The sequence below is a fragment of the Pseudoxanthomonas sp. USHLN014 genome (assembly GCF_037153335.1).
Lineage (GTDB): Bacteria > Pseudomonadota > Gammaproteobacteria > Xanthomonadales > Xanthomonadaceae > Pseudoxanthomonas_A > Pseudoxanthomonas_A winnipegensis.
The window spans coordinates 19524-29262 of record NZ_JBBCKO010000018.1 but is presented as its reverse complement, the minus strand read 5'-3'; the positions used below and the strand labels follow the sequence as shown (position 1 = coordinate 29262).

The 9739-nt window shown below is 68.5% G+C and carries 13 protein-coding genes, 1 tRNA gene, 1 other RNA gene and 1 pseudogene; 2 read left to right on the top strand and 14 right to left on the bottom strand.

The genetic code is table 11. The features are described from left to right. From WFQ05_RS20260 to WFQ05_RS20250, 3 genes and pseudogenes are all read right to left on the bottom strand, one after another. Positions 1-587: pseudogene (locus WFQ05_RS20260) on the bottom strand (hypothetical protein); the annotation flags it as partial. A gap of 25 nt (positions 588-612) precedes the next feature. Further along, positions 613-1347 (bottom strand): site-specific integrase, encoded by a 735-nt coding sequence (locus tag WFQ05_RS20255; protein WP_253133761.1) that lies wholly within the window; start codon positions 1345-1347, stop codon positions 613-615. Then, positions 1344-1850: an integrase arm-type DNA-binding domain-containing protein gene (locus WFQ05_RS20250; RefSeq protein WP_253133762.1), complete on the bottom strand. Its 507-nt coding sequence runs from the start codon at positions 1848-1850 to the stop codon at positions 1344-1346. Before WFQ05_RS20250 ends, WFQ05_RS20255 begins: the two co-directional genes overlap by 4 nt. Positions 1851-2113: 263 nt before the next feature. On the opposite strand from WFQ05_RS20250, the gene ffs reads away from it, so the two are divergent. Next, an RNA gene (ffs, locus tag WFQ05_RS20245) (signal recognition particle sRNA small type) lies at positions 2114-2210 on the top strand. Here the strand turns inward: ffs and WFQ05_RS20240 are convergent. From WFQ05_RS20240 to WFQ05_RS20200, 9 genes are read right to left on the bottom strand one after another with little or no spacing between them, the layout of a single operon-like run. Beyond that, on the bottom strand, positions 2197-2766 hold the full coding sequence (locus tag WFQ05_RS20240; RefSeq protein ID WP_337055163.1) for a GNAT family N-acetyltransferase: 570 nt from the start codon (positions 2764-2766) through the stop codon (positions 2197-2199). The genes ffs and WFQ05_RS20240 overlap by 14 nt on opposite strands. A gap of 28 nt (positions 2767-2794) precedes the next feature. Beyond that, positions 2795-3691, bottom strand: coding sequence for an AraC family transcriptional regulator (locus WFQ05_RS20235; protein WP_337055162.1), 897 nt, complete (start codon positions 3689-3691; stop codon positions 2795-2797). After that, positions 3688-4128: a molybdenum cofactor biosynthesis protein MoaE gene (locus WFQ05_RS20230; RefSeq protein WP_337055161.1), complete on the bottom strand. Its 441-nt coding sequence runs from the start codon at positions 4126-4128 to the stop codon at positions 3688-3690. Before WFQ05_RS20230 ends, WFQ05_RS20235 begins: the two co-directional genes overlap by 4 nt. A 2-nt stretch (positions 4129-4130) precedes the next feature. Further along, complete coding sequence (locus WFQ05_RS20225; RefSeq protein ID WP_138651460.1) at positions 4131-4373, bottom strand: MoaD/ThiS family protein; 243 nt, start codon at positions 4371-4373, stop codon at positions 4131-4133. Then, on the bottom strand, positions 4370-4858 hold the full coding sequence (moaC, locus tag WFQ05_RS20220) for a cyclic pyranopterin monophosphate synthase MoaC (protein WP_130520051.1): 489 nt from the start codon (positions 4856-4858) through the stop codon (positions 4370-4372). Before moaC ends, WFQ05_RS20225 begins: the two co-directional genes overlap by 4 nt. 25 nt (positions 4859-4883) lie before the next feature. Beyond that, positions 4884-5264 carry a nuclear transport factor 2 family protein gene (locus WFQ05_RS20215; RefSeq protein ID WP_337055160.1) on the bottom strand — a complete coding sequence of 127 codons (381 nt, stop codon included), beginning with the start codon at positions 5262-5264 and terminating at the stop codon, positions 4884-4886. A gap of 3 nt (positions 5265-5267) precedes the next feature. After that, positions 5268-6293: a GTP 3',8-cyclase MoaA gene (moaA, locus tag WFQ05_RS20210; protein WP_337055159.1), complete on the bottom strand. Its 1026-nt coding sequence runs from the start codon at positions 6291-6293 to the stop codon at positions 5268-5270. A 1-nt stretch (position 6294) separates the two neighbouring features. Continuing rightward, positions 6295-7050: an MBL fold metallo-hydrolase gene (locus WFQ05_RS20205; RefSeq protein WP_337055158.1), complete on the bottom strand. Its 756-nt coding sequence runs from the start codon at positions 7048-7050 to the stop codon at positions 6295-6297. 8 nt (positions 7051-7058) lie between these two features. Then, positions 7059-7808, bottom strand: coding sequence for a 3-deoxy-D-manno-octulosonic acid kinase (locus WFQ05_RS20200; protein WP_337055157.1), 750 nt, complete (start codon positions 7806-7808; stop codon positions 7059-7061). An 18-nt stretch (positions 7809-7826) separates the two neighbouring features. Here WFQ05_RS20200 and WFQ05_RS20195 point away from each other — a divergent pair, with 18 nt between their 5' ends. Continuing rightward, on the top strand, positions 7827-8870 hold the full coding sequence (locus WFQ05_RS20195; RefSeq protein WP_337055156.1) for a glycosyltransferase family 9 protein: 1044 nt from the start codon (positions 7827-7829) through the stop codon (positions 8868-8870). A 58-nt stretch (positions 8871-8928) separates the two neighbouring features. On the opposite strand, the gene WFQ05_RS20190 is transcribed toward WFQ05_RS20195, so the two are convergent. Both WFQ05_RS20190 and WFQ05_RS20185 read right to left on the bottom strand, forming a co-directional pair. Continuing rightward, positions 8929-9336 (bottom strand): DUF6165 family protein, encoded by a 408-nt coding sequence (locus WFQ05_RS20190; RefSeq protein WP_130520041.1) that lies wholly within the window; start codon positions 9334-9336, stop codon positions 8929-8931. Positions 9337-9448: 112 nt separating this feature from the next. Beyond that, a tRNA-Ser gene (locus WFQ05_RS20185) sits at positions 9449-9538 on the bottom strand. Positions 9539-9739: the final 201 nt, after the last annotated feature.

Here is a 9739-nt window from a genome sequence, read left to right as displayed (position 1 = left end):
GTTCGAATACATCGAGCGGTTCCACAACCCGAGGATGCGACGAAGGGTCGCCAGGCAAGACCAGAAGTTCTCAGCCCTTTTACAACCGTCCGTGATTTCGGGGTAGAACCCACGCCGGACAGATAGTACGAGTACATGTTCGAGTTTGGTTTGGCGGCCTTCAGCACTTTGGAAGGCCCGAGCCCTGGCGTCGTCACGGTAGGTGTCGCGCTCGCGACCGAATGCGCTATTGGCTCCAGCACGCCTTGACGGATGGGCTGGTGATCAAAATCGATTGACGGGCGACCATCTGCCCTCATCCGTCGAAATAGAGCGCCTGCGCTGAAAATGTGCAGAGCAATAGGTTGGTGCTCAATGAGCTTCTGTACCTGCCACTCATCGAGCTGCAGGAAACTGGGTTCGCCATAATGGCGAATAGAAGAAGGAGCGGCACCTTGCTCGGGACAAACACGGTGAGCGAATAGGTGCCCAGGCTCTTTGAAGTGACAGCGAAACCCCTCCGGAACATGGACGTAGAATCTCCCACCGATTTCGGTCAGCCTGAGCATGAAGTCAACGGGATCCTCTCCTTCAAGCATGCGGCTCATCGGCTTGACGCGGACGGGGAGTGGCTCAGTTGTCATGAGTCGTGGTGTTCTTCTTGAGCTCATTCTTGGCTGACAGAACAAAGTCGGCCCATGCTTGCATCATCGGACGACGTTGCTCCAAAAGGTCAGTACGGTGGTAGGCCGCCTCGACCTTGTCCTTGACGGCGTGTGCCAAGGCGCGCTCCGCTAGGTCGCGTGCGTAGCCCCGTTCGCTGCACCAGTCCCGGAAGCTCGAGCGGAATCCGTGCACGGTCGCCACGCGCCCAGGTGTGTCGCTGGGTGCATTCACCCTGCGTAGCAAAGCGGTCAGCGTCATATCGGACATCACGGACCGAGCCTGTACGGATGGAAAGACGAGCTCGTCGTGTTGACCTGCGTGGCGTTTGAGGATCTCGATGGCTGGCAGCGACAAGGGCACCCGATGAATTACCTTGGACTTCATTCGTGCAGCTGGAATGGTCCACAGCTTCGTACGAAGGTTCACCTCACTCCATGCCATCCCTCGCACCTCGCCAGAACGGCTGGCGTTCAGGACCAGGAACAACAGAGCGTTGCGCGTCACCTCGAGCTCGCCCGCACCGACGAGTTCCGCCTTCACGAAGGACGGAACCGTAGCCCAAGGCATGGCCGGCTGGTGCTCCTGACGAACGGCTTTGCCAGGCTGCAGCGGAAGTAGGTGGGTGACCACGTCGACCGGGTTCGCCCCATTAAAGCCGTGCGCCCATCCCCATGCCATCACGGCGTGGAGGCGCTGCTTCACCCGAGTCGCCGTTTCCGCCTTCTCCAGCCAACAGGGCGCAGGACGTCCGCGATATGCCGAGGCTGGATTAGATCGATTGGAAGAGAACCAACAGTCGGGAACGCGTACTCGGTCAGCGTGTTGAGCCATTGCTGAGCGTGCTTGGCGTTCTTCCACCCGGGCGTTAGTTCGCGGTGGAGCTGCGCCGCAGCTTCCTGGAACGTCGGCGTCTTAGGCTTGGCATCCTCCGCAGCTTTGGTTTCCAGCGGGTCGCTTCCTGCCGCGATTTGTTCCCGCATCTCCCGGGCGAGCTTGCCCGCCAGGGCGATGCCAACCTGGGGGTAGCTGCCCAGGCCCGCGTTCCGGCGCTTGCCTGTCACTGGACTGACAAAGCGCAGGACCCATTTGCCGCGCCCCCTATGCGTGGCCGATGGGATCAGCGTGAGTCCAGTTACCCCGCCGTGAGCCACCGCCTGGCCACCAGGCCCCAAACTTCGGGCCTTAGCATCGGTGATCAGGGGCATCCCTCACCTCGAACTCCTGTCTTCTGGTATGCCATCCAGTATGCCATTTAACGTTTGCTGCCCTTGGGGTTCGTTGGGATCAGTTGGCGGCCAGGAGTGGCTAAGCCACTGAGCCCTGTGCTAAAATTTTTTGGCGTTGGGTTTGACTGCGTCCCATTGGGTAGCGTCGCGGCAGTCCCTCTCTCCGCCAGATATGTCATCGCCTCCAACGATGACGCAACGCACCCGGGCCGCGCGATGCGCGGCCCGCGTCCATGGTGGCCCCGTCGGCCCCTCGCGACGCTAGGTCGAAAATCCCGCCAGGGCCGGAAGGCAGCAACGGTATCGACTGACGCGGGCGCCGAGGTCAGCCGGCGGGGCCGCCACCTTTTTCCAGCCCCGCGATCTGCGCATCGGACAACGCCGGGCGCGACAGGACGGTGGACGTCTCGATCTGTCGCTGCGGCACGTTCCAGTAGCCCCGCAGCAACGGGGCGATGCGCGCGTCCGGCACGCTGGCAAAGCCATTGCGTCGATAGAAGCCGATGGCCCAATGCGCCGCCGCCCAGGTCCCGACCAGGATCACCGTGTGCGCATGCGCGTCGCACAGCCGCTCGAGCAGGGTCGAGCCCACGCCGTGCCCCTGGTAGCCAGGCAGCACGTAGGCGTGGCGGATCAGGCACACGTCGCCGACCCGCTCCATGCCCATGATGCCCACCAGCGCACCGTCCAGCGCGATGCCGCTGAACTGCACGCCGCGCGCCATTTCCTCGCTCAACGCCGCGCGCGACATGTAAGGGGCGTGCCAGCAGTCGGGCGGGATCACGCCTTCATAGGCAACGGCGGCGCGGTTGACGATGTCCAGCATGGCGTCCAGGTCGGCGCGCATACAGGGGCGGAAGTGCATGGGAGATTCGGCGTGCGGAGCGTCGGACATGGTGAGGACTCGGTGTCGAAGGACACGGTCAGCATGTCGGGGGCAGCGGCCTTGGATCTTGGACGATCTTGCAGCTCCGCACGGCGAGCGCCCGCGCGAAGGCGCCGGGCGTGAAGCCGAACTGGCGGACGAATGCGCGGTGGAAGTGACTCTGGTCGCTGAAGCCGGCCGCCACCGCAGCCTCGGCCAGGGGCACACCGGCACGGACGGCGGCACGTGCGTGCTCGAGCCTGCGCAAGGTGAGATAGGCGTGCGGCGTCAGCCCGGTCGATCGCTGGAATCCCCGCAGCGTCTGGTACCGGCTCAAACCGGCCTCCCGGGACAGGCTTTCCAGCGAGTGCGCGGCGAGCGGCATGTCGTCCAGCAGTTGACGCACGCGTGCCAGACGCGCCGGCAGGGGTGCAGGGCCCGGCTCGCGCACGGCAAGCAAGGCCGCCAGCACGGGCAACAGGCGCGCCTGCTGATGATCGCTGGAGGAGTCGGGGTCGATCGCCGCCCGGTACAGCGCCGCGACCAGCCCTGCCAACCGGGGATGGGCCAGAACCGGGGCGAGGAATTCCGAATCCGTCCTCAGGTCCGTGCGCAGATCCTCGACCAGCGCGCCGAGCGTCTGCGGTGAGAAATACAGCATCGACCAGGTGCGCCTCTCACCGATCGGCGCACCGTCGTGCACCTCGCCGGGATTGACGGTGATGACATCGCCCGCCCGTGCCTCGACCTGGCCACGCCCGCTCCAGGAGACCTGCGCGCCGGAGGTGAGCAGGCCGATGCCGAAGGCGTCATGGGCATGCCGTGGGAAGCGGTGGCCGGAACATGCGTCGACCGCCATGCTCCCCGGCAACCAGGTCCCTCGCGCGACGAATCCGGCGCCTTCGGCCCGCCGCGAGCGCAATGCACCGCGCGAAGGGCCGAGCGCCTGGCTCATCTCTTGGCCGCGCCGCGATCCGCTTGTGGATGCAGCCAGCTCTGCGCGCCGTCGAGGTAGCGCTCCTGCTTCCAGATCGGCACGCGCGCCTTGGTTTCGTCGATGATCCAGCGGCAGGCGGCGAAGGCGCCGTCGCGGTGGCCGGCCGACACGCCGACCCAGACCGCCATCTCGCCTACGGCCAGCTCGCCGACGCGATGCACGCAGCGCGCGTCGACGATGGCGAACCGCGTCAGCGCCTCATCGAGGATCTTCTCGCCCTCGACGCGCGCCAACTCGGCATAGGCCTCGTAGTGCAGGCCCGACACGCCCTGCCCTTCGTTGTGGTCGCGCACCCAGCCTTCGAAGCTGGCGAAGGCGCCGGCGCGCGCGCTCAGCAGCTGCGTGCGCAAAGGCGCGGGCTCGATCGGCTGGTCGGTGATAGCGAAGCGGGTCATCCTCAGCCTCCGCTGACCGGCGGGATGAAGGCGATCTGCGCGCCTTCGGCGATCGCATCGTCCCAGCGCGCGAAGGCGCCGCCCTGGGCCACGCGCAGATGCGCCGGTTCCCAGGCGAAGCCATGGCGCTGCTTCAGCTCGGCATACAGGCCGGCCAGGTCCGAGGCCGTGGTCTGCACGCTTTCGCGCTCCACGCCGGCGGCCTGGCGCAGGCTGGCGAAGTACAGCACCTGCACGCCGGTCATGCCGACACCCCGAAGTCGCGCTTGCCGCCGTGCTTGCCCAGCAGCCGCGCCGGGCCCAGCACGATGGCGTGCGAGAGCGCCTTGCACATGTCGTAGACCGTCAGCGCCGCGACGGTGGCGCCGGTCATCGCCTCCATCTCCACGCCGGTGCGATGGGTGGTGCGCACGCTGCATTCGATGCGCAGCGTGTCGGCGTCGTGCCAGTCGATGGCCAGCCGGCAGCCGTCGATGGGCAGCGGATGGCAGAACGGGATCAGCTCGTGGGTGCGCTTGACCGCCATGGTGCCGGCGATCACCGCGGTCTCGACGATGCCGCCCTTGGCGCTGCGCAGCGCATCGCGGCGCAGCTGCTCGGCGACCTCGCGCGGGAACGCCACCAGGCATTCGGCCGTGGCCTGCCGCGCGGTGACGGCCTTGTCCGAGACATCGACCATGGCCGGCTGGCCGGAGGCATCCAGATGGGTGAGCGTGCGCGGTGCATTCATCGCGCAAGCGTAGTGCAAGTCGCGCTCAGCCGGCGTCTAGAGCGTCCGGCAGCGGCGTGCCCTGGTGGAACACCATGCGCCAACCCGCCGTCTCCTGACGCCAGAGCGAGCTGCGCCGGGCCAGGCGCACGCCAGCGGCATCCTCGCGTCGGGAGACGTAGCGCAGCTGGACCAGCCCCGGCGCCAGTTCGACGCATTCGAAGGCGTCGGCGCTGTAGCGGGTCTGGTCGGATTCCTGTGCCAGTTCGGCCACGATGTCCTGGCGCGTGTAGCGCCGGCCCGAGGCGCCGAACTCGACGAAGTCCTCGGCCAGCAGCGCCTGCAGGCGCGCGGCGCTGGCGCGCACCTGGGCCGTGAGCAGCGCGCGCTCCTGGGCGATCAACCACGTGCGCAACGCGGCGTCCACGCATCAGCCTCCGATCAGGAACATCTCCACGCGCTTGCGCGGCGGCTGGACCGGCTGGCCGCGCAGTTCGCTGTAACGGTCGGCACGGCGCGACCACAGCCCGGCCAGACGCTCGGCCAGCGGCAGCTCGCCCTGGGCCAGGCTCGGGCGCAGGTCGGTGGAGGCGCCGGAGAACAGGCAGGTGTAGAGCCGGCCATCGGCCGAGACGCGCGCGCGCTGGCAATCGCCGCAGAACGGCGCACTGACCGAGGACACGAAGCCGATCTCGCCGCCGCCATCGTCGAAAGCATGGCGCACCGCGACTTCGCCGCGGTAGTGCGCATCCAGCGCATGCAGCGGCCAGCGCGCGTGGATGGCGTCGCGCAGCTCGCGCGAGGTCACCACCTGGGCCACGCGCCAGTCGTTGCAGGTGCCCACGTCCATGAATTCGATGAAACGCAGCACGTGGCCGCTGCCGCGGAAGTGTTCGACCAGCGGCAGCACCTGATCCTCGTTGACGCCGCGCTGGACCACGCAGTTGAGCTTGAGGCTGGCAAAGCCGGCCGCGTGCGCGGCGTCGATGCCGCGCAGCACCGTGGCGATGTCGCCGCGTCCGCCGGACATCTGCGCGAAGCGCTGCGGATCCAGCGCGTCCAGGCTGACCGTGATGCGATGCAGGCCGGCATCGCGCAGCGCCTGCGCATGACGCGCGAGCAGGGCGCCGTTGGTGGTCAGCGCCAGGTCGTCGATGCCGGGGATGCGCGCCAGCCGCGCGATCAGCGTCGGCAGGTCCTTGCGCAGCAGCGGCTCGCCGCCGGTGATGCGCAGCTTGTTCACGCCTACCCACGCAAAGCCGCGCACCAGCGTCTCGATCTGGTCGAAGGACAGGCGCGAGGCCGCGTCCAGCCCGTAGTCGTCGGGCACCTTGTCGGCCGGCATGCAGTAGCCGCAGCGGAAGTTGCAGGCCTCGATCACCGACAGGCGCAGATCGCGCAGCGGCCGGCCGCGCTGGTCCAGCGGCAGTTCCGGCGTGCATGGCAAGGCGTTCATGTCAGGACGGCAAGGGGCCTGGGATCGGGTCCGGCAACGCTAGCACCTGCCCCGGCAAGGCGACGCGATGGCCGCGTCCGGCCAGGACGTGCGCGTCCTCGGCGCTGGCGTGGTGGTAGAGCACGCAGCGCGCCAGCAGCGCGCGCGGGTACTCGCGCTCCAGGTCCTCGATGCCGCTGTGCGAGGGGTTGCCGTGCAGCGCGCAGTCGTGCGCGATCACCTCGCCGGCGTCGGCGTACTGCGCCAGCATCTCCGGAATCGGCCGGGTATCGCCGGTCCACACTAGTGCGCCGGGCAGGCGCAGGCCGAAGGCGGTCTGCGGCCAGTGGTGGCGCACCGGAAACGCCTCCAGCCGCACCCCGTCGTGCCAGAACGCCTCGCCCACCGGCACCAGGCGGAAGGCGTCCCAGAAGTTCGCCCCGCCCTCGGCCAGGACGTTGGGGTACTCGGCCACGCGCTGGTGCAGCAGCGGCACCACCGGCGCGGGCACGTACAGCCGCACCTGCCCGCGCCGCGCCGGATCGAAATAGGCGCTGCCGAACAGGCGCTCGAAACCGCCGACATGGTCCAGGTGCGTATGGGTGACGAACACCGCCGACGGCGCCTGCCCGTACTGACGGATGTAGGCGTCCAGGCCCTCGCTGCCGCAGTCGATGGTCAGCCACGGCGCGCCATCGCGCTCGATGGTCGCCATCGCCGAGCCCAGCTCGACCGCCGAGGCATTGCCCACGCCCTGGAAACGCAGCGACCAGCGCATGTCGGCCCTCAGAAGCCCCGTTCCCAGGCGCGGTCGTAGGCCTTGCGCAGGCGCGCGAAGTCCTCCTGCACCTGCTGGCTGCTACGTTCCCCGCGCAGTTTCATCAGCGAGCGCAGCAATCGGGCCAGGTTGGCCTCGCGCCAGCGCGTGGCCGGGATGCGCAGCACGCCGCGGTCGAAGTCGATCAGCCAGCCTCGCCCCTGCGCATCGAACAGGATGTTGTGCGCGTTGAGGTCGGCATGGTCCAGGCCGGCGCGGTGGAAGCGCGCGATCAGGCGACCGGTTTCCTCCAGCGGCGCGCTCTGCCCGGCCACCTGGTAGCGGTCGGCCAGCGAGCGCACGTCGGCCAGGCGTTCCATCAGGATCGCGGCGCGGTAGGTCAGGCCCTGGCGCAGATAGCGGGCCACGAACGGCTGCGGCACCGGCAGGCGCATGCGGTGCAGCGCGCGGGTCAGGCGGAACTCGGCGAAGCTGCGCGTGCGGTTGGCGCCGCGCCACAGGTAGCGGTCGCTGCTGACGCTGGCGGCCAGGCCGCCGCGCTTGTACTGGCGCAGCAGACTCTGCCCGAACGGCGCATCGACGAACCAGGCCCCGCCGCGGCCGCCGCTGTCCACCGGCCGGGCCTGATCGCCCCAGTGCGCGGGGTCCAGCCATTCGGGCTGCGCTTGCCGCAGGCGCTGGCGGTCGAACAGAATCGCTCCGTCACCGCGCGCATCGCGGTACGGCGTCAGCACTTCCGTCGCGTCAAAAGCGGCCATCGCGCGAGTCTAACAATTTTGTCCAACGCCCCTGAGTCCCTGTGCCTGCTGCGCCTGTCCGCGCTGGGCGATGTCACCCACGTGGTGCCGCTGGTACGCACGCTGCAGCGCGCCTGGCCGCAGCTGACGCTGGACTGGATCATCGATGGCGGCGGGCGCAAGCTGCTCGACGGCCTGCCAGGGGTGCGCTTCCACCTCTACGACAAGAAGACCGGGCTGGCCGGCATGCGTGCCCTGCGCGCCACCCTGCCCGGCCGCTTCGACGTGCTGCTGCAGATGCAGGTCGCGCTGCGCGCCAATGTGCTGTCGGCCTTCGTCCCCGCGCGCCGCCGGATCGGCTACGACCGCAGCCGCTCCAAGGATCTGCATGGCCTGTTCGTCAACGAGCGCATCACCGACCGGCCGGGCATCCATGTCCTGGATGCGATCGGCAGCTTCTGCGAACCGCTGGGCCTGCGCCAGGACGTGGTGACCTGGGACCTGCCGGTCCCGCCCGAGGCCTGGGACTGGGCCCGCGCGCAGTGGCCGGACGATGGCCGGCGCGTGCTGATGATCTCGCCCTGCTCCAGCCATGTGCGCCGCAACTGGTATGCCGACCGCTACGCGGCGCTGGCCGACCACGCCATCGCCCAGGGCTGGCGCGTGGTGCTGTGCGGCGGGCGCAGCGCGCTGGAGCGGCAGACCGCCGACGCCATCGCCGCGCAGATGCGTGGCCCGGTGCTGGACCTGGTCGGCAAGGACACGCTCAAGCAGCTGCCGGCGCTGCTGGCCCGCGCCGACCTGGTGGTCACCCCCGACTCGGGGCCCATGCACATCGCCAACGCCATGGGCACCAAGGTGCTGGGCCTGCATGCGGCCAGCAACCCGCGCCGCAGCGGGCCGTACTCGGATGTGCGCTACTGCGTGGACCGCTACGACGACGCGGCGCGGCGCTACATGCACAAGCCGGCGAGCGAGCTGAAATGGGGCACCAAGATCGAGTTCGACGAGGTGATGGCGCTGGTCACCGTCGACGATGCGATCGCCGCCTTCGAACGCTATCGCGCCGACACGGCGGGCTGATCGAAACGGACGCAGCGGCCACGCAGGTCGCCGTCACGCCCACTGCCCCGGCAACGCGTCAGGGCGCGGCGCCGCTGCTGTAGTCCTCGTAGGACTTCTCCTCGACATAGGCCGAGCCCAGCGCCAGGTTGATGTCCTTCTTGATCCGCGCGCGGGTGTCGTTCTCGAAGTAGACGCTGCGCGCCAGGCGGATGAACTCCTCGTCGAAGGCCTGCGCCTTCTCCTTGAGCCGGATGTCGTCCTCGATCACCCACAGCCGCTCGTTGACCGCCTTGAGCTCGGCGCGCAGGCGGGCGATGTCCTGCACCGCCGCCGGATGCGCCATCCAGGTCTGCTCCAGCGCCGAGAGCTCCTTGCGCACGTTGGCCAGCTTGGCCGCGTCGGTCATGCGCTCGGACTTGATCTGCAGGATCGAGATCTTGTCCAGCAGCTCGCCGAAGGAGACCGGAGTGAGGATTTCGGACATGGCGCACCATCGCGATGAAAGGCCGCAAGTGTACCGGCGTCGCCGTGGGCGCGAGGCCACGCAGCGGAGGGCGGACAAGCAAACGGCCCCATCGGGGGCCGTCTGCGGAACATGGCGGAGAGGGTGGGATTCGAACCCACGGTACGCTTACACGTACGCCTGATTTCGAGTCAGGTACATTCGACCACTCTGCCACCTCTCCGGGTGTCGCACCGCCTGGCGGCGGTCCCCGGGGGTCGATCCGGGGTTGCGCATGATACGGGCCGCGCCGGCCCGGGACAAGCACCACGCGGCGGGGCGCCCGACCGGATGTTGGCGGACGCCGCCGATGCACTGCAGCTTGTCCCCTGTCCGCTTCGACGCGATCATGGCGTTCATTTTTCAATGCAACCGGGGACGCCAG